The sequence below is a fragment of the Planktothricoides sp. SR001 genome (assembly GCF_001276715.1).
Taxonomy (GTDB): domain Bacteria; phylum Cyanobacteriota; class Cyanobacteriia; order Cyanobacteriales; family Laspinemataceae; genus Planktothricoides; species Planktothricoides raciborskii.
Genome location: NZ_LIUQ01000004.1, coordinates 200,965 through 220,297 on the forward strand (window position 1 = coordinate 200,965; position 19,333 = coordinate 220,297).

General features: G+C 39.4%; 18 protein-coding genes. 10 read left to right on the top strand and 8 right to left on the bottom strand.

Annotated features, from left to right (window positions below; genetic code table 11):
• The first annotated feature begins 13 nt into the window (after positions 1-13).
• Positions 14-295 (top strand): hypothetical protein, encoded by a 282-nt coding sequence (locus AM228_RS31800; protein ID WP_156331524.1) that lies wholly within the window; start codon positions 14-16, stop codon positions 293-295.
• A gap of 538 nt (positions 296-833) precedes the next feature.
• Here the strand turns inward: AM228_RS31800 and AM228_RS04230 are convergent.
• Complete coding sequence (locus tag AM228_RS04230) at positions 834-1,391, bottom strand: dihydrofolate reductase family protein (RefSeq protein WP_054464852.1); 558 nt, start codon at positions 1,389-1,391, stop codon at positions 834-836.
• A 455-nt stretch (positions 1,392-1,846) separates the two neighbouring features.
• Between AM228_RS04230 and AM228_RS04235 the strand changes: the two genes are divergently transcribed.
• From AM228_RS04235 to AM228_RS04260, 6 genes are all read left to right on the top strand, one after another.
• A complete protein-coding gene (locus AM228_RS04235; RefSeq protein ID WP_054464853.1) occupies positions 1,847-2,884 on the top strand; it encodes an aldo/keto reductase in 1,038 nt (345 codons plus the stop codon).
• Between the two features lie 213 nt (positions 2,885-3,097).
• Entirely contained in the window at positions 3,098-3,505 is a 408-nt protein-coding gene (locus AM228_RS04240; protein WP_054464854.1) for an ester cyclase, read from the top strand.
• 75 nt (positions 3,506-3,580) lie between these two features.
• Entirely contained in the window at positions 3,581-4,678 is a 1,098-nt protein-coding gene (locus tag AM228_RS04245) for a DegT/DnrJ/EryC1/StrS aminotransferase family protein (RefSeq protein WP_054464855.1), read from the top strand.
• A gap of 36 nt (positions 4,679-4,714) precedes the next feature.
• On the top strand, positions 4,715-5,668 hold the full coding sequence (locus AM228_RS04250; protein WP_054464856.1) for an NUDIX hydrolase: 954 nt from the start codon (positions 4,715-4,717) through the stop codon (positions 5,666-5,668).
• Between the two features lie 480 nt (positions 5,669-6,148).
• Positions 6,149-7,789: an alpha-amylase family glycosyl hydrolase gene (locus AM228_RS04255; RefSeq protein WP_054464857.1), complete on the top strand. Its 1,641-nt coding sequence runs from the start codon at positions 6,149-6,151 to the stop codon at positions 7,787-7,789.
• 71 nt (positions 7,790-7,860) lie between these two features.
• Positions 7,861-8,592 carry a TylF/MycF/NovP-related O-methyltransferase gene (locus AM228_RS04260; RefSeq protein ID WP_072160644.1) on the top strand — a complete coding sequence of 244 codons (732 nt, stop codon included), beginning with the start codon at positions 7,861-7,863 and terminating at the stop codon, positions 8,590-8,592.
• A gap of 51 nt (positions 8,593-8,643) precedes the next feature.
• Here AM228_RS04260 and AM228_RS04265 read toward each other — a convergent pair whose 3' ends face one another.
• From AM228_RS04265 to AM228_RS04275, 3 genes are all read right to left on the bottom strand, one after another.
• Positions 8,644-10,272, bottom strand: coding sequence for a glycosyltransferase family 39 protein (locus tag AM228_RS04265; RefSeq protein WP_197285213.1), 1,629 nt, complete (start codon positions 10,270-10,272; stop codon positions 8,644-8,646).
• A 220-nt stretch (positions 10,273-10,492) separates the two neighbouring features.
• The gene (locus tag AM228_RS04270) at positions 10,493-11,692 is read right to left on the bottom strand and encodes a glycosyltransferase family 4 protein (RefSeq protein ID WP_190877171.1); all 1,200 of its coding nucleotides are present in this window, start codon (positions 11,690-11,692) and stop codon (positions 10,493-10,495) included.
• Positions 11,676-12,854, bottom strand: coding sequence for an acyltransferase (locus tag AM228_RS04275; RefSeq protein ID WP_054464861.1), 1,179 nt, complete (start codon positions 12,852-12,854; stop codon positions 11,676-11,678). The genes AM228_RS04270 and AM228_RS04275 overlap by 17 nt, the downstream gene beginning before the upstream one ends.
• Positions 12,855-13,053: 199 nt before the next feature.
• Between AM228_RS04275 and AM228_RS29160 the strand changes: the two genes are divergently transcribed.
• The 3 genes from AM228_RS29160 to AM228_RS04285 all read left to right on the top strand — a co-directional run bounded on the left by AM228_RS29160 (position 13,054) and on the right by AM228_RS04285 (position 15,847).
• Entirely contained in the window at positions 13,054-13,254 is a 201-nt protein-coding gene (locus tag AM228_RS29160; protein ID WP_072160645.1) for a histidine phosphatase family protein, read from the top strand.
• Between the two features lie 492 nt (positions 13,255-13,746).
• Positions 13,747-15,093, top strand: a complete 1,347-nt coding sequence (locus tag AM228_RS04280) for an MATE family efflux transporter (RefSeq protein WP_190877173.1) — start codon at positions 13,747-13,749, stop codon at positions 15,091-15,093.
• 130 nt (positions 15,094-15,223) lie between these two features.
• On the top strand, positions 15,224-15,847 hold the full coding sequence (locus AM228_RS04285) for a histidine phosphatase family protein (RefSeq protein WP_054464863.1): 624 nt from the start codon (positions 15,224-15,226) through the stop codon (positions 15,845-15,847).
• 376 nt (positions 15,848-16,223) lie between these two features.
• Here AM228_RS04285 and AM228_RS04290 read toward each other — a convergent pair whose 3' ends face one another.
• From AM228_RS04290 to AM228_RS04300, 4 genes are all read right to left on the bottom strand, one after another.
• On the bottom strand, positions 16,224-16,670 hold the full coding sequence (locus AM228_RS04290; protein ID WP_054464864.1) for a hypothetical protein: 447 nt from the start codon (positions 16,668-16,670) through the stop codon (positions 16,224-16,226).
• A gap of 263 nt (positions 16,671-16,933) precedes the next feature.
• Positions 16,934-17,497, bottom strand: a complete 564-nt coding sequence (locus AM228_RS04295) for an NACHT domain-containing NTPase (RefSeq protein WP_190877175.1) — start codon at positions 17,495-17,497, stop codon at positions 16,934-16,936.
• 178 nt (positions 17,498-17,675) lie between these two features.
• Positions 17,676-17,810, bottom strand: coding sequence for a hypothetical protein (locus AM228_RS36000; RefSeq protein ID WP_255353144.1), 135 nt, complete (start codon positions 17,808-17,810; stop codon positions 17,676-17,678).
• Positions 17,811-17,928: 118 nt separating this feature from the next.
• Complete coding sequence (locus AM228_RS04300; RefSeq protein ID WP_054464866.1) at positions 17,929-19,188, bottom strand: glycosyltransferase family 4 protein; 1,260 nt, start codon at positions 19,186-19,188, stop codon at positions 17,929-17,931.
• Positions 19,189-19,333 lie beyond the last annotated feature (145 nt).

Sequence of the window (19,333 nt, forward strand, 5' to 3'; positions counted from 1 at the left end):
AATTTGCCTAAATTTGCCCTGGAAAGATGTTTTTCCCTCTGCCGCGTCCCCCGAAAGCTCCTCTGCTGGCGATCGCATTCGGGCAAAATGTTCTCACAAATGTTCTCACAATAGACTTAGAGCGGGGTTGAGTTGGCAAAATACCACTGTAGTCAACTCCAACGCCGATGTACTAGCGGTGGCAGCAAAAAAGTGGCATATATATATGGTAGCTTTTGATGAATCAAGGCTGATGCCTATATCATCGGAAACCTTGGGTCTGAAACCCCGCCCTTTTAGGGCGGCTTTAATTTAAATATTAGCACTTTCACAAAATATATATGTGCTAGAAGGTAAGACCTGATAATAGGTGAGCAAAATCCTCATCATTACTTGCTATATTTTGCTAAATCTGGTAAAATGTAGCAATTTACAATTCATGCCCGGAAACAGTTCGGGTAGGGATTCTATTAGCTGCCAGGTGAAGTAAGCTTGGATCTCAGCACTACCCTTCTGAGAACAATTCTTCTGTTGTAAAAGGAGAAGAAAGGTAATAACGCGCTAATTCTTTAAGTTCTTTAAGGATTAGCTTTGATGGCAGCATCCTTCACCATTGTTGGTGATGCCATACTATTCTCAGTTTTGTTCAGCTATGAACAGACTTGAGAAGGTTAAATGCTGCACGAGATACCCTGGTAGTCGTACCTATGTAAGAGGTCAGCGTAGGTAGGAGCGGCTGGGCCGTGAAAGTGGCACGTTCCGTTCTGAATGGGAGGTGGGAGAAGTGATTCTCCCATCGCCCCCTAATTGAACTTTATTAGGTAAGCATAATTCAGTTCTGTAGAACCAATAAATTAGGTTTTTGATTTGTATGTTAGAATTACTGCCCCTGTTTCAAAATGTTCAACCTTGACCAAATCGAAATTGGTTTCCTTTGGATAGTTTGGAAATAATCTTATTCCACTCCCAATAACGATCGGAATTATGCAAAGAATCATTTCATCAATTGCGCCGAGATTGAGAAGTTCAGAAATTATTTGTCCGCCCCCAACGACATAAATATCTTTCTGACTTTCGGTTCTGATTTTATCAATAGTCTTTTGGTCTAGTTGTCGGATAACTTCTGTATTTTCGGTCTGTGGTTGATAGTTATTGTTGGTTGTTATAATGTACACTCTACAGTTACTAGAAGCCCATTTTCCTCCCATATTGATGCTTGCGTATTTTAGGTCTTCCTCATAGGTTTTTCTTCCAATGATAACCGTGTCGATGCCTGATAAGAATTGGAAATATCCGTGGTCAATTCCTTTGGGATTGGGGAATTTAAGAAGCCAATCCAAAGAATCATTTTTTCTGGCAATGTATCCGTCAATTGTTGTCCCGATGTAAACTTTGATTCTGCTCTTATTCATGGTGATGTTGTAGATTCGTCATTCAGTATCTTGTTTCAGACTATATCACTCACAAGACGATTAGTAGTGAAGCTAGGTTTGAAGATAGAGCAACTAGAGCAGCACCTCAAAGAATTACAAGCATCTGCAAGAACTCTCATCGCCCTCCCGCCTCAGACTCTCCCAACGTCGAGAAGGTCAAGAAAAAAAGCCAACGGGAAAAAAGCGAGGCGGGCAACCAGGACACGCAGGTCATAGCCGTCCCCTGTATCCAGTAGAAGAGTGTGAGCGCGTAACCGACCACTAAGTCCTATTCAAACTATGATAACAGAATTGGGTCACATCGGATATCCGGGAATATGTCACCCGCCGCAAAATCAATGGTGGGACTCGTTTCGTATAATATATCCCACAGGACTGAATCTATTCAGTCCCTACAAATTTTTTCCCTTACCTAACACTTACATAAACTTAAGATGAAATACAACCAATTATGTGATAGCGATCTACGAGTTTCTGAGATTTGCCTAGGAACAATGACTTATGGATATCAGAACACCAAAGAAGAGGCTCACCAACTCTTAGATTATGCGGTTTCTCAAGGGGTTAACTTTATTGACACCTCCGAAACATATCCTTTTCCCAATCCAACAAAAACCCAGGGTATGACGGAGGAATATATTGGCGATTGGTTAATTAAACAGCCACGTTCCCAGTTAATAATTGCCACTAAAATTGCCGGAGTTAGTCCTCAATTAATTTGGATTAGAAACGGTAAAAATCGTATTGACAAAGCCAATGTCACCGAGGCAATTGAAGGCAGTCTTAAACGTTTAAAAACCGATTATATTGACTTATATCAAATTCATTGGCCCGATCGCTATGTTCCTCTTTTCGGTCAGCCTGACTATGATCCTCAATGGGAAAGGGAAACTATACCTATTGCTGAACAATTAGAAGTTTTTGCCACTCTGATTAAAGCGGGTAAAATTCGTTATTTAGGAGTCAGTAACGAAACCGCTTGGGGAGTTTGTGAATTTTGTCATATCGCCAAACAATTGAATTTACCTAAAATTGTGTCTATTCAAAATGGCTTTAGTCTTTTGAACCGTCTATTTCATGTCAATTTAGCCGAAGCCTGTCGGTTAAATCATGTTGGATTATTAGCATATAACCCTTTAGCTTTTGGATTTTTAACCGGCAAATATCTAACGGATATTCCCCAAAAATCTCGATTAGACTTATTTAAAGAAATCTATTCCCATTACGATCAAAAATCTATAATGGAAGCCACCAAACTTTATGTCAATTTAGCCCATGAAAACGGGATGACACCCGCCCAATTAGCCTTAGCTTATGTGAGAAATCGTTGGTTTGTTACTAGCACGATTGTTGGAGCAACAAAAATTGAACAACTGCAAGAAAATCTGGAGAGTGTTAACATTGAATTAGATGAGATTATTTTGGCTAATATCGATCAAATTCATCGTGCTTACCCGAATCCAGCGGCATAGAGACTGTTGATAAATAAAATCTTAAGACGGTCAGGTGAGCCCGCTCGGAGAGTTATTTGAAGTCACTATATCTCTGAAACCTTTGTGCTATTTGGTTTTTAAATGATCGCTCGCTCGCTCGATCTTATTGGTGATTTTTTTAATTAATTATTTGAGTCGAAGCAACTGACAAAATTATGTTATAATGGTGGAGAATATTTGGGTTTAAATTTTATGAGTGATTTAACTAATAAAGAAATTGTGGCTGTTTTTTTTGAAATATATAACAATAAAGATTACCAAGCGATGTATAGGTATTTTGTGCCTAACTATTACGATCATAGTTTACCCCAAGTTAGAAGTATTGAAGATGCGATCGCCATTTTAAAGAAAACTCATGCCAGTTTCCCCGATATTCAGGTACGCATTGACGATCTGATTGAAGAAGATAATAAAGTGGTCTTTCGCGGTCGTTTTACCGGGACGCAGTTGGGGGAATTTGCGGGTTTCCCCCCGAGTGGATTACGAGTGGAATTTGAAGCTTTAGAGATTTTCAAATTGGAAAATCAGAAAATTACAGCATCTTGGGGTTATTGGCCGATGACTGAAATTATTCGTCAAATTAATCAGCCTAGTGTATAATCCTTAAACGAGCGTTAGTGATTCATTAACGACTGGTGAATATGTTGGTTTTTTGTCTAAATGAAGGAAAATATCATGGGAATGATTCTGCAAATTGAGCCCTGGATTGATCAAGCTGAGTTAGAAGCCGTCAAGCGTGTCATAGACTCTACATACTTGACCGAGAACCAAATTACTGCTGAGTTTGAAGCCGGAGTGCAAAAAATAACCGGGGCGAAACACGCGATCGCGACATCTAATGGCACAACGGCTCTGTATTGTGGGTTGAAAGCCCTAAATATCGGTTATGGCGATGAAGTTATTGTTCCCAATTTAACCTTTGTGGCTTCTTCTAATGCGGTGATTATGGCGGGAGCAAAACCTATTTTTTGCGAAATTAAAGCCGATACTTTATGTATTGATGTCGAAGCGGCGGAAAAACTGGTCACGGAGAAAACCAAGGCGATTATGCCTGTGCATTTGTACGGACAAAGTGCAGATTTAACGGCAGTTTTGGAATTTGCCGCTCAATATAATCTGAAAGTTATTGAGGATGCGGCCCAGGCGATCGGGGTGAAATTTAAGGGTGAACACGTTGGTTTACAGGGCGATGTCAGCGCGATTTCTTTCTATGGCAATAAGACGATTACCTGTGGAGAAGGGGGGATTATTTTGACCCAAAATGATGAGATTGCCCTAGCTTGTCGTCGTCTGAAAAATCATGGACGCGATCGCCGAGGGACCTTTGTCCATGAGCATATTGGTTTTAATTTTTCCATTACGGAATTACAATCAGCGATCGGGGTGGCTCAATTAGAAAAATTACCGGCGATTATCCAAAAGAAACAGGAAATTTATGACAAGTATGATCGAGAATTGGCTGATATTCCTCAGTTACAAATTTTAACCATTGATCGACGCTGTTCCCCTGTCCATTGGTTTACCTCTTTTTATAGTGAAAATCGGGCTGAACTGGAAACCTATTTACTCAATGAAAGCATTCAAACTCGTCGCTTTTTCTGTCCTTTGCATCAGCAACCTTGCTATCGGGATATGGTAGATCAGAGTCAAACCTATCCGATTAGTGAAAATGCCTACGAAAAAGGGATTTCTCTACCGTCTTCCTATAGTTTAACAACAGAAGAACAGGATTTTGTGATTGATAAAATTCTCGAATTTTATCAAAATAATTAAATCTTAAATTTTTGACAATAATAATAAAGTAGATCAATGCAAAACTATGAATTTAATACTATTTTAGAGCAAATTTGCCAGAGAGTTTTATCACTACCTAAAGGCGATCGCTTCATCAAATCTTTACAGCAAAATCAAGACTATATTGTGCTTTTAGATCATCAGGAAATCGGCGCAATTAAGGCTATTTCTGCCTGTTATGGTGAAGCTCCTCAAAATTGGCAAGGTGAACCGATTTCAACTCGGTTTAAAGATTATCTTCAGCAAGTTATTCAACCCCAAATTGACCAGGGAGAAATTACTGATGGTCGTAATCCAGGGGATTATGATGAGCGTAAATTGCGATGGTCAGGGGCCGGAGTTACAGGCCATTGGTTTGTTGAAAATCAAGTTTTATTTTTAGAAACGGGGCCAACGACTTACCCCCGTTACGCTCAGGATTTACATCGCAGTAAAACCGATGCTTTGAAATTAATGCTTAAAGGACTACAAAATTATCAAGATCCCTACGCCTATTTTGCTAAGGCGATCGCTGTAACTGTTGTTCCCATTTCTCAAGAGGGTTATGTTTATATTGGAGAGCGATCGGGCAATGTGGATAATCCGGGTTTACTCAATTTTGTTGCCGGTTTAGCGACCTTTAGAGAAGACCTAGCAAAAGTTAATTTTTATGCAGATGCTCAACAGGAATTAGCGGAAGAAGTCGGGATTCATTCAACCTTAAATCCTGAGAATACCAAATTAATTGGAATTGCGGGTAATCCCTTTACCAGTGAAACTGACCTAGTTTTTGTCACTCAAACTGGGCAACCTGATAGCTATTTTCAAACCGTTGCTCTGAGCGAACATTTGCGATTAGTCCCTCTCCATAATCAAGATGAAGTCAATCAACTACTTCATCGGGGAATGTTACCACAATGTTCGTCCCAAAAGGCAGTTGCCTACGGTTCGAGAATGGCATTAGAATATCTCGCTAAATATCATTTTTGAGTCTTAAACTTAGGCTTGAAGCCTCATCTTGATGATAATTACCAAGTGGAACAGGTATCACCTGCCCATCTCATCAATATATTTGGCTACGAATTCAAATGGAACCCAACGGATGGCATGGGTAAATATACAGGTGACATTAATTTTTGGCTGTGCTGTCATCATCGTTAGTGAAGTCGTTGTTTTTGTACGGGCAATTTATTTGGTATGGTAGATCGTACCAAAAAATGTACAACCGACTTTGTAGGAGCGTGATCTTGACCGCATTCAATCCCAGCTTATAACCATCGAACTTCTGCGGTCTATGCGCGGCGCGCCGGCTGCGCCAACGCCCCTACCTACCGATATATTTGCCAATTCGGGATGCTTCCACGGACAGTAAGCCTGAGAAAAAATGTCTGTTGGAACGAAGGATATGCCATAATAGACTTCCATGTAATCTAAATCATTTTCCATTGTTTTTACTTACTCATACCAGAAATGTCTCATTCTCCTTGGTGGAAGTCTTCTGTTATTTATCAAACTTATCTACGCAGTTTTCAGGACTCAAATGGTGACGGCATCGGAGATATCCCCGGCATTATCCAGAGACTCGATTATTTAGAATGGCTGGGGATAGATGCCATTTGGGTGACACCATTCTATCCTTCTCCTATGGCCGATTTTGGTTATGATGTTAGCGATCATAAGAATGTTGATCCTATCTTTGGCAACCTTTCAGAACTAGATACCTTGATCCGATCTTGCCATGAGCGCAATCTCAAGATTGTGATTGACTTTGTGGCTGCCCATACTTCTGATCGCCATTCATGGTTTATTGAATCCCGCAGTTCTCGGACTAATCCCAAGCGAGATTGGTATATATGGAAAGATCCAGGGCCAAACGGTGAATTTCCTAATAATTGGCTTGGACGTTTTGACGGACTTTCGGCTTGGGAATGGGATGAACAAACAGAACAATATTATTTACACTCTTTTTTGAAGGAGCAACCCGATCTGAATTGGCGTAGTTCTGGTGCTAAACAAGCCATGTTAGATGTCCTCCATTTTTGGCTACAGCGAGGGGTTGATGGTATCCGCGTTGATGCGGCTTATCGTGCCTTCAAAGATTCGCAGTTTCGAGATAATCCCGTGAATCCCAACTGGCATCCTGGCATGGAACCATCCGATCGCTTGATTGAAGTTTTTAGCAAGAACATACCAGAAATTCACGATTTTAATCGCCTGCTACGAAGGCTTGTCGATCAGTATGGCGATCGCGTTTTGATTGGTGAACTATATAAATCCCTAGAAGAAATTATTAAGCACTATGGAGCCAATGATGAACTGCATTTACCCCTCAATTCAGAATTGATGTCCTCTGACTTTCAATGGAGTGCCGAATCCGCCAGAGAAACTGTTGAGCGTTACGAGAGATTACTGCCAGTCGGTGCATGGCCAAATTGGTCCTTGGGCAATCATGATAAGCATCGCGTCGCTAGCAGAATTGGACTTGCTCAAGCCAAAATCGGCATGATGCTATTGCTTACTCTTCGGGGTACACCAACGATTTACTACGGAGATGAACTGGGTATGGAAGATGGCTGGATTCCCTCCGAGCATATCCAAGATCCTTGGGAAATAAAAGCTCCGGGTATTGGGGTGGGGCGCGATCCTGAACGCACTCCGATGCTCTGGGATAACTCGGCTAATGGGGGTTTTTGTGGGGAATCAGTCCAGCCTTGGCTACCGATCACCCATGACTACAGCAGTATCAATGTCAAGGCACAGAAGCATAACTCCCGATCATTTCTGGCACTGACGCGATCGCTGTTACGCTTACGTCGGCAACAATCCGCCCTGCAACTTGGTGAATACCTTTCTTTATATTCACCTCCAGAGCTTTTCTGCTACCAACGCTTTAACGAGACATCAGATATCATTGTAGCTTTAAACTTCAGTTCTCAATACCAGGAATGGATATTACCGACAGACTTTCGTAACCAGTCAACAGTTCTCCTTTCTACATTCATGGATCGGCAGGGGGGACAATTGGGAAACACTGTTGATCTACGAGGAAATGAAGGTCTAATTATCCAGCATATCGATCCATCATCATCACCTCACGCTAACGGGAGATAAATATTAATGTATAATCACGAAAGCTTTGTAAAATCTATCTTATTGAACCCTTCCTAAACTTTACTATTGCCATGACTACTGAACGCACAATCGTTTTCTCCACCAAGCATCAAGTGACTATGATAGATCCAGTCACGCCCGATATTGATAAAGATCCCGTGTTTATGGATTTATATCAGCAGGTAATGCCTTACACCATGACGAGTAAAGAGGCCGTTTTTGCCCTTTATACATCAGTTAACTATGTACTTGATCGGAATATACCCGGTGATATTGTGGAATGCGGCGTTTGGAGAGGCGGAAGCTCTTTACTGGCAGCCTTAATTATGAAAGCCCGAAACATCCGCGATCGTAAACTATATCTATATGACACATTTCGGGGTATGCCAACCCCCACCGAATTTGATGTGGACAAACGGGGAAATACTGGCTTTGAAATGATGGAGAAATATGGGGATGAAATTGGCTGGTGTTACGCCTTATTAGATGACGTTAAAGCAGCTTTCTCCGCCTATAATTTTGATTTTGAAATTAATTTTATTGAAGGAGATGTTATCGAAACCTTGCCAAAAATCAAGCCAGAAACCATCTCAGTTTTGCGCTTAGATACCGATTGGTATGAATCCACCGCCCTAGAATTTGATCTACTCTATCCTCGACTCTCAACCGGAGGCGTTCTCATTGTTGATGACTATGGCTGTTGGGCAGGATCGCGCAAAGCCACGGATGATTATTTTAAGCAAGTACCCGGCCCCATGCTAACCCGCATTGATAAGGAAGTCCGTCTTGGCATCAAGATTTAGAGCTTTCTTGCTCCTTACGAAGCGCGAATATTGATCTCAAAAAATCTATTCTTACTGAATTTTTTCGACTTGCCACAGTTCTATTCGTGGTTCGTCAATTAAATTGAGGGAATAGGTTTTATCTTCCTTAAATCGAGTAATCAAGTTGTTGCTATTGGCCATCATAATCGAATCATCAAACAAAAATATATTATCAGTTTCAGGCAAAAGTATTGGCAAATAACCATCCTCTATCATCAGTATGTTGGTACTCGAATCTAACATATGACTTAAGATTAGTAACTCGCCGATATTTGGCATATAATTGCTAGTTAAATATAAAGGTTTCTCAAATTTATTGATATATTTAGCCGTTGCGAGAACACCTTTATTGCCAATTTGTATCCACCAAGTATCAGCTTTAAATAAGGACACATCCGAGATCAGTCCAGCCACCAAAAATCCAATCATTACACATTGCCAAATTCTTTTATGCCAGCACTTCTCCGAGAAGATATAGATACTTAAAGTATAAGCAACAGCAATTTGGAGACTAAGATATAAAGGCAACTGATATCGAAAAATAGTTGAGCGAACCCCCCCTAAAATCATATCTGGTAACAGCAAGCTGATAGATGGTATCACTCCCCAAAAAATTAGGAACAAATAAATTTGATTTATCCCTTTTTTCAGAAGTACATAAAAGATATACAAGATTAAAAATAAGGAAAAAATACCAGATATAATGCTATAATTTATAGGCTCTATTTCCCAAAATGATTGATTTACACCAGGAGTATAACTACTAAAGTTAATATCAAAAAATATTCGAGATATCTGAGTCAGTAAAATCGCAATTAAATCAACAGGATTATCTAATTTGAAGAATGATACATGAGACGTAAGTTTTTTCGCTAGGCTGATATGAGTGATTAATACAACTATCCAGGGACTAAACATAAATAATGCTGCGATCGTTGCCAGCAGATAATTACCAAGCGTTTTGTTAAGGCGAAAGCGTTGTTGAAAAACTATGTAAATACCATGAGCTATTGCCACTAAAACGGTAAATAAGTGGGTATATAATCCAGCAACCAGGGTCAGGGAATAGATTGTCCAATTCAATAATGTTTCCCTTCGGATATTCCTCAACAAAGCAGCACTGCTTACCAAAATTGTCACCATCCACAAACCATACTGGCGTGCATCTTGACCAAAGAAAATCTCCAAAGGAGAAATAGCCATTAGACCCATTGCGACCCACCCAACAACTGGAGACTCAAACAATTCTAAACACAGCCAATACACACTGGGAAATATCAACAGACTGATCACTGCTGATAAACTTCTCACTCCAGTGGCAGAATCCCCAAATAGTTGCGCCCACAATCTTGCCAATACATAATACAAAGGTGGATGCTGGGGATCGGATGTTATTAAATAGCGAACAGTATCATTAACACCTCGATCTGGGTTAATGTGTTGATATTTATCCAAAGCTACAATAGAAACTATGCCATTATTAGAAACTTCTTGCCCCACTTCTGTGACAGTATGACCAGAAATCGCCAGGAAGGTAAAAGCTTCGTCAAACCAGATTGCTTTGTTATCTAAATGTCCAAAGCGAAAAAATATCCCTAGCCCAATCATAAAAATAACTGATATTTTTAACCAAATTGGTAGATTTTGTTTGTTTTTCAAAAAAAAGTTGTTCATTTCATTTTCTGAGGGTGATATCTTCATAATTAACCGCCGCTGTTTTTAGAAAGCGATATATAAAGTCGTATTGAAGCAATGTAACCCTCCTCGGATATCTACTTAAGGACACCGATCGGAATTTTTGGGAAAGATCCACATTGGTACTAATCGGAGTTTATTGGTATAATTTGGACTTCGCTGCTATCTGCCTTTTTGATAGGCTCTAAATTTTTGTTGTCTTTTGAAGCTCATGCACATAAAATTCTTCCAGACGTTGTATGTGATTCTTGATGTCATATTGTTGGGCGCACTGAAAAGCATTGTTAATGATCTTTTCTCTGAGGGAAGAATCACTTAAAAGTTCTATTATTCCCTGAGCAATTTGGTCACTATTCTTGTAATCAACAACCCAGGCATTTTCTTGATGAACCCCATGGTCTAAAGCACATCCGGCCAGCGTAATCACAGATGGAACTCTTGACAGCATTGCTTCTACATAGACTAAGCCAAATGTCTCCTGATAGGGATGAATGGGTACATGAACAAACACATCAAATAATCTAAACAGGGCAAAGAGATCCTCCTCAAATGGGATTTCAATATAGCTATGCTCAGGTAATTCTGACAACTTATCTGTGATGCTAATAATATCCTGGTATTGAGGTGCAACGATGTTGTCTTCATGGGCATTACGCATCTTTTCCTCTAGATCGACACGATTTGTATGTGTCCCTGAAAGAACTAAAATTGCATTGGGATAAGTTTCGAGAACCTTCTTGTGTGCTTCAATAAGGTATTCAACTCCTTTTGACTTGACATATCTCGAAGCAGCACCAATAACAGGGCCATTATGTTTTGGTAGATATTTAGATCGCAATTTCTCAATGCGAAAATAATCTACATTCTCAAATTCATTAATATCAAATCCCAATGGTAGAAGCGTGATTTTATGCTCCGGGACACCATCTTCTATCATGCCATGCTTGCATGAATTGCTTGCACCAATAATATTGGTTGCACAATCCCATATTAAGCGGTGCTTGCTTGGTGCATGGCGTGTATAGTATTTAATCGAAGGATGTTCCCTGTAGAAAATTCGCACTGGAACATGGGCATAGTAAGCAGCTTGCATTCCAGCCAAGCTTCCCGCAAACCAATGAGTCTGAACAATATCGGTTTTATTCTTGATCAAGTGTTCATAGATAAATTTAACAACCTCTGGAGTATTGCTGTAATCTCTATAGGATGTGACAGTATAAGAGATATTAAGCTCATTTAAAAATGAAATAATCGGGTCATCTTCATTGAGAATCACATAGTCAATTGCGAACCGACTCTTGTCGATGTATTTGGCGACTAATTCAAAGAAAACCCAACGAATATGGTGGGTAAATATGTAGGTAACTTTAATCTTCTGCTGCATTGTAACCATAACTAAAAAAACTAACAATAGATTCAGATAATTTATGAGAAATCATTAGACCCGGTTGCTCAACAAAAATGTAAAAAACATTAGCCATCATATATGTGAACAAGATGACAATAGAACAAGCCAAGACAGCAGCACCATTATAATCTATGAAGCTATAAGCTTTGCTAAAAGCAAAAACTCCAATAGTAGAGATAATAGGCAAATGAATTAGATACACAGAGAAAGATAGTTTTCCCATAACAATGAACATTCTCTTACTGAAGAGGTCACTCAACCTCTCATTTAAGATAATTGAGTAAACAACAAGTATGCCAGACAAAAAATTGCATATTGTATATGTTTTATTGCCCAAGATGAATATTAGCCATGAATAGGAGAAACTGTCGTTGTGTGCTCCAGCTAAATATATACCTATTAAAAAAATAGCTATTGAAAGTCCTGGTACAATCCTTATTTTAGCACAGTAGAGTAGCTGCCCAGCCATAAATGCTATTAATCCCAATCCGATTTGTTCATTAGTGAACAAAGCCATGCCAGTTAAACATATAATGAGACCCGAATGCAGTACGAATAATCCTCTAATGTTGAACAAATTAAACTTCTCTAAAAAGCACAAACCAAAAATAAAAAAAGATCCAATTAGCTCAATATGTATAGTCCACAGCACAGGATTATATGCACTTTTCCCAATGATGAAACTTTCAATCACTCCGTTGTAAACAGCACCAATAAAAGTATAGTTAAAGTCACCATATTCTCTAATCCAATCAGTAAGCATTGTTTTACAAGATAAAAATGGAGTATTAAATGCTACATAAGCAAGGACACATGAAATAGTCGCGGGAATCATTAATCTAGGGTATCTTTTTAAGAACATAACAGCAAATTCATAGAAGTTTTTTTTCGAGGCAACATGAGTTAAAATATAACCACTCAAGACAAAAAATACATAAACGGCAAATGTTCCTGAATAACTAAAAGCAAATGGGGAATTATGTAAAATATTTTGGATGTAATATTGTGAATCTGGAGAAACCTCAAAGGAATGAAGGTAGGGAAAAAAAGTTAAGCTTAAATGAGAAAGAAGGACGATAAATGCTGCTACCCCTCTAGTGCCTTCTATTGAACCAATTTTAGTACCACTTGTTATCATCTTACTTACTTTCCTGCTTTATTTTCACAAATAACTGCAAATGTTGAATTATATATAGGAATCGGCGAAAATTTGACTGGCAGCATAAAATCATATGTCTGTTCTAATTGCTGTTATGCTCATAGCATCAGATACACAATAGTCTCAATCTCTTAAAAGTGCTAACATTGACTCAGTAATTTTTGCAAGATCACCAAAAATGAAACTGATTATCAGCCGTCATGGTGAATGTGAGTGGAATATACAGGATAGGGCTATGAGTCAATGGGATTGTCCTTTGACACCCAAAGGAATCCGACAAGCTTATGCCCTGGGTGATAGGTTGCGTCGTCTATGGGTAAGTTGCCATGAAGCGATAAGCGCAGTGTATCGACTTGGGGACTACCTGCATCGCAAATAGTCAGGAATACGGGTTCTTTTGTCATACTCAAATCGGATATTTTTTTCATAAAATTGAAAATTTGCTTTTACCATATATATCACTTTCTTGAAAAATTGGCAAGCTAGACAACTAGGGGTACTTAGACCACAAAAAACAGGAAAAAAGGGCTAAAAGCATTTTTTAGTATGGGTTTTACCTCGAAAATAGTTACATCGGCGCTTGTATGGGTTTCAGGTCATTTTACCCCCTTTGACGTATTTTTCTTGCCGAAGCTTGGGTTTTAACCCTATTAAGGGCGAAAATTTTTTTAAGTCCCGCAAGGATAACTAATTTTCTGCTAAACTAATCATTGCTAGGCTATAATAAACCGTCAGGAGTTATGAAAGCGGTAGGGGTAGCGCCAGAGTGCCTACCCCGATCTCACTGGGCAACCACGGGGGATTGCCCCTACCTTAATCTACAACTCATTTAGACGCGCTATATCTGACATTTTTTCAAGGAAATCTAACATTGTTTCAATACGACTTTCTCAATCGCTTTCTCAAAACTGCTACTGTTAACATAGTATCAAATATTACGATACCCCTGTCAGGAGCAATCAGTGTAGCTTTCCTAGGACACCTATCAAATATTAGTTATTTAGAGGGAGTCGCCTTGGGATCTATTGTGTTGAGTTTTCTCTACGAAAGTTGTTCTTTTATTAAGTCAGGAACAACTGTGATTACATCTCAAGCGGTTGGACGAAATGACCGAGAAGCAATACTCCTAGCCGGCATACAAAATGTTTTAATTGCTTTGGCCTTGGGGCTGCTTTTTTTGCTACTACAATACCCTTTGAAACAGTTAGGCTTTCTGTTGTTGAATGCGACGACTGAAGTAAAACTTGCCAGTATTGCTTATTTTAATACCGGAATTTGGGGGGCTCCAGCAGTTTTAAGCAACTTAGCATTAATTGGGTGGTTGCTTGGGCGCGAACAAAATCACAAAGTTCTTTTACTCACCATTGTTGGGAATGTGAGTAATGTTGCACTAAATTATCTTTACATTGTCCTTTGGGATTGGTCAAGTATGGGAGCCGGATTGTCCCAAGCTATTAGTCAATATCTAACCTTATTGCTAGGAATTTTGATGATTAGTTGTGAAGTTTCCTTAAAAGAAGTCGGTGCTTTAATGGAAAAATATTTTGATTTTTCTGTTTTCAGAACTACTCTTGATTTAAATCGCAATTTATCGGTTAGGGCTGTAGTTATCGTATCTATTTTTGTCCTTTTCAATGCTTTTAGTGCCACGAGAGAGATTGATATGCTGGCGGAAAATGTTTTACTCCTTCAAATAGTAGCAATCAGTATGTATATGTGTGATGGTGTAGAATATGCTACTGTATCTTTAATCGGTCAATTTGAAGGGCAAGGAGCCAGTCATAAATTTATACCTCTTTTGCAAATTGCTCTAGCCACTAATCTTGTGATTGCTTTAATTATTAGTTTGGTTGCTGGCTTTTTTCCTGCTCCTATCATTCATCTGTTTACTAACCATTCTGAATTGATAGACACGACTAAAACTTATCTTCCCTGGACATTTATTGTTATCATCGGTTCTAGTGTTGCTTATATTCTGGATGGATATTGTTCAGGTTTGGGAGAAGGAGTTGCTATTCGCAATACTTATTTGGTTAGTGGCTTGCTGGGACTTATCTTTCTCTCTTTAGCAACCTTTTATTTTCATAGTAATCATTTTTTATGGTTAGCTTTATTTATTTTTATGTTATGTTGTATTCTAATTCTGGGAATGCAGATACCGATGACATGGAGGGACTCCCCAATGTCAGAACAGAAAAAAGAGGCTGTTTCCAACTGATGAAATGTGATTTGTCAGTTCGGGAAAATTGCTCTACCGAACTTGTGGTGTAAGAAGGCTTTTTTCCCTAAAGCGCGAATCCCTTAAGAGTGCTAATATTCCTTCAGTAATTTTCCCACGATAACAAAACATGAAAATGATCATCGTCCGTCATGGCGAAGCTGAATGGAATCTACAGGATAGGGCAATGGGGCAATTAGATAGTCCTTTGACTCCGAAGGGAATCCGACAAGCTTATGCCCTTGGCGATCGCCTGCGTCGTCTTTCTTTTACGACTCTTTATAGCAGTGACTTGGGGCGTGCGGCTGAAACGGCAAATATCATTGCTTCAATCTGTGACAAAAAAGTTATTTTTAACTCAGAATTACGAGAATGGAATTTCGGCATTTTTCAAGGATTAACCCTTCCTGAAATGCAGGAAAAATTTCCCCAAGAACGAGAAGATTATGAACTTAATGTTTTTGAATATCTCATCCCTGAAGGCGAAAGTTTAAGGCAACTTAGACAGAGAAGTTTTCGGGTATTGACCGCGATCGCTCAACGGCATTCAGATGAAGCGGTTGTAGTGGTCACTCATGGTGGTATCTTAATGTGTTTTTTTGAAGAAGTGCTGGGAATTATCCATAAAAAGCCTTTGCCTTTTCAGCAAGACAATGCTAACTTCTGTGCTTTTGAGTATGTTAACGGGCGTTGGAGTCTTATGGTTTGGAATGATATTAGTCATCTCGAAACGATGGATACCGTTGAAATTTAACAATTTCGATAAAACTTAGACTGTCATGGAACTTTCTCATAATTCCCTTAAGGTCGAGGCTGATTAATCTGATTGAGAATATCCATCATAGGGCAATAACCCCAGGATTTGGTGATTTTCTGATTTTCCAATTTGAAAATTTCTAAGGCTTCAGGCTACTCCATAGAAACCCGGTTTCTATATTGAGAAGTGTGGTTAGTCGATATTAATGAGCAATGTTTAGAAGTTTACCGAGAACCTACCTCGAATGGCGATCGCTTTTGATTACTTATCTCTATAAATTATCCCATCACAGCAATTTTATCATCAAAACAATACCCCTGTAGGGGCGCAATGCTTGCGCCCCTGTTCCCCCGCTCCCCGCTCCCCTGCCTTGCTATTTCATTCGGGCAAAATGTTCTAACAAAAGCCGGTGAATAAAAATATAACCGCCGCCAACTTTTTGTAAAAATATCCGTTCCGTTGCCCAATCTAAAAAACGAGCATAGTTCCAGGGAATATCGCCGTTAAAATATAATATTAAACGGAGGATAAAATGTTTGAGAAAAGCAGCGCCACCCCCAGCCGCCATGCCAAAATATAGTCCATAAATTCCCCAAGCAACAGGAATCCAGCGTAAAAATTTCGCCCCCATAAACATAATGATTCCCGTGATCAGCCCAAATATCAAAGAATTGCCGATAGACTGGAACATTCCTTGATTTGGTCGATAATATTCATCTATTCCTGGTTTAGTTAATCCCCGAATTATGCCAACGATGCCGCCAAGAATTAAACCACATAAAAGGCTACGAACAATCAGAATATTTCCATGATAAAACATAAGTTTTATCATGTGAATTACATAAATTTTTAGCAAAATAATTTCTCTGGAAATCCTGCCTATAATTACCACCACCGATAAACATTCCTTTAACAATATGTTGAATTGTATAAACACCTGTCCACCTAAGTTGAGCAATTGGCGAAATATTTTTGATCTGAAATATTTTGCCAAATAAGAATAAATAAATTGTTGACAACAAAATTATAAAATTATTTGGAGAAAAGGAAAATTGTTGATAAAAACAAATACGTAAATTACAATTAGTATAATAAATAAAATAAATAGATCGAGATTAAAAAACGAGACTGATTCAACAACCAAGTTGGTTGCATTTGTTCAATAAAAAATACCGTCTGGGACTGTTCTACCATTTTTTGCGCTAACCAAATTAACCAGTGTTTAGCTTGGGCTTGGGGATAGGGATCGCGATCGCCTCTCCGGTGAAACATTCGCTCAATATAAGTATCAAACAAATGTTGTCGCCGTTGGTCTAAATTCATCTGGGGTAATTCATCTAAAGACATTCCCCGATAAGCCAAAGTAATAATATTTAGCATCAGGGGAGAACTGGCTAACTCTAACAATTGACTATCGGTTTTTACCGCAGTTATAACTGCTGCTAATTCAGCCCCTGCATTGGCTAGATAATGCTCAATTTGTTCGAGAGAAAGAGGCTGAACCGTAATCGCCCCTTGAAACTTTAAACGGTGTTGCAATTCTTGATAATCTTTAATCCGACTGCATACCACTATCTCAATTTCCCCATGTTCTTGGTGAAATAAATTCAAAGCTTGGACGCAGGCATCTCGGACACTTAACTTCATCGAAGCCATCTAATAACAGCAATAGTTCTCCTTTTTTTACCCAGGTTTTACCAAGTTCCTTAGCCACCTGATATTGATTATTTAATTCGGTGACTAACCAATCCGTAATGGGCTGACATCTGTTCAACCCCAAGAATATGTTTGCTCTGGGACTGAGGCACATTTTTTTCCAACCAAGCTAAGACGCGATCGCGCATTCCTCTAAGCTACTCCTGATATTCGCCGGTGGGGGCAACCACCGCCAAGGAAGAGTCCCCACCGACCAGAAATTACAGCAATAATTCAGATTTTCATCGGCAATTTTTGGGGACAAATCGCCTCTCCCTTATCCGCCAGTGGACTCGGTACTGGAGGGCGGTAAAACCAGATACAACATCCCATCTTCCTTGGCTGTTATACGGTCTATTTAACCCCGCTTATTTATTTAGATATTATTTAGATAACGCTTTCAACCGATAAGTATTTTCCTCAACCAATTCTGAAAACAAACTTTCATAGCGGTTCAATGCTTGCTCATAAGCATAATTTTCTATCGCATATTGCCGACCTTTGGCACTCAAAGCCGCCCGTTTTTCCGGGTGCTGATACAGATCTAAAATCGCCGCAGCTAAAGCATCTTCATCTTCTGGAGGAACCACCACACCACCGCCACTTTTTTGCACCGCTTTGGCCGCTGTCCCGGTCAGAGGCACTGAAGCGGCGATCGGGCAACCACTCGCCAGCAGCACCGGAATTTTTGACGGCATATTAAACCCAATCACATTATGTTTTTGAACAACTAATCCCACATCCGCCGCCGCCAACATATCTGGCAAAGTTTCTCTGGGTTCAAAGTTTAATAACTTCACATGATGCGCCGAAAACATTTCACAATACTCTCTCACCCGATTAATTGCCTTGGTTTCCCCCACAATCACAAACACAATATCAGGAATATGATTAAGTTTAGCGGCGGCCTTAATCGCCGTTGGTAATTGTTGAGTTAAAGCAATATTACCTGAATAAAGCACCACAAATTTGCCTGGGAGGTGATGTTTTTCTATAAATGAATTTGTCTCCTTCGGTATGGGGCGAATAAAATTCACATTCACCCAATTGGGAATCATCACAATTTTTTCTAAGGGAACATTTTTCTGCTGCAAATTTTCCACAAACCCATCAGCAATCACACTAATTTTATTTGCGTGTCGGCAAGCAAATTTTTCTAATTTGGCAAACGCTTGAAACAACCACTTATTTTTGAGCAATCCCACTTCCCAGGCAGCTTCATGTTGAATATCTTGGATATTCAAGACCACTGGCGTTTGGCGTAACCTAGCCAGAATACTCACGGCAATGCAAACTGGCAAGGGAGGAACTGTCGCCAACACCACATCGGGACGCCACCCACTCAAGGCGTAGGGTAAACTATTAAAAACAAAAGTGCCGTCGAGTAAAAGTCGATCTAATAAATTAGGTCGTGGTCTAATCCAAACTACGCAGCGTTGGATGGTGACACCATTTCGTTCTTCGGTTAAATACCATTTACCCTGATAGTCAGGGTAAATTTCCCGTTCTGGATAGTTCGGCATAGAGGTGACAACTCTCACTTGATGCCCTCTTTTCACGAGACCTTCGGCCAATTCTGTCATCAGTGGTGCAATCCCAATTGGTTCTGGATGATAGTTATAGGAATAAATCAGAATTTTCATAACTGGAAGTGGTGAGTAAGTTTTTTCTGAGTGTCTTTGACTTGCAACTCGACTGGCAAATCAGACATTTAGAGATATACGGCCAAAATTGTAGACAAAATCATCACAGAATTATCATAAAGTCATTCATTATGATTGATTGACA

Coding starts and splice junctions, on each gene's coding strand:
- AM228_RS04285 (WP_054464863.1), top strand. CDS start 15,224: ATGAAAATGATCATCGTCCGTCATGGCGAAGCTGAATGGAATCTACAG.
- AM228_RS04235 (WP_054464853.1), top strand. CDS start 1,847: ATGAAATACAACCAATTATGTGATAGCGATCTACGAGTTTCTGAGATT.
- AM228_RS04240 (WP_054464854.1), top strand. CDS start 3,098: ATGAGTGATTTAACTAATAAAGAAATTGTGGCTGTTTTTTTTGAAATA.
- AM228_RS04290 (WP_054464864.1), bottom strand. CDS start 16,670: ATGTTTTATCATGGAAATATTCTGATTGTTCGTAGCCTTTTATGTGGT.
- AM228_RS04260 (WP_072160644.1), top strand. CDS start 7,861: ATGACTACTGAACGCACAATCGTTTTCTCCACCAAGCATCAAGTGACT.
- AM228_RS04300 (WP_054464866.1), bottom strand. CDS start 19,188: ATGAAAATTCTGATTTATTCCTATAACTATCATCCAGAACCAATTGGG.
- AM228_RS04245 (WP_054464855.1), top strand. CDS start 3,581: ATGGGAATGATTCTGCAAATTGAGCCCTGGATTGATCAAGCTGAGTTA.
- AM228_RS04250 (WP_054464856.1), top strand. CDS start 4,715: ATGCAAAACTATGAATTTAATACTATTTTAGAGCAAATTTGCCAGAGA.
- AM228_RS04295 (WP_190877175.1), bottom strand. CDS start 17,497: ATGAAGTTAAGTGTCCGAGATGCCTGCGTCCAAGCTTTGAATTTATTT.
- AM228_RS04270 (WP_190877171.1), bottom strand. CDS start 11,692: ATGCAGCAGAAGATTAAAGTTACCTACATATTTACCCACCATATTCGT.
- AM228_RS04230 (WP_054464852.1), bottom strand. CDS start 1,391: ATGAATAAGAGCAGAATCAAAGTTTACATCGGGACAACAATTGACGGA.
- AM228_RS04255 (WP_054464857.1), top strand. CDS start 6,149: ATGTCTCATTCTCCTTGGTGGAAGTCTTCTGTTATTTATCAAACTTAT.
- AM228_RS04275 (WP_054464861.1), bottom strand. CDS start 12,854: ATGATAACAAGTGGTACTAAAATTGGTTCAATAGAAGGCACTAGAGGG.
- AM228_RS29160 (WP_072160645.1), top strand. CDS start 13,054: ATGAAACTGATTATCAGCCGTCATGGTGAATGTGAGTGGAATATACAG.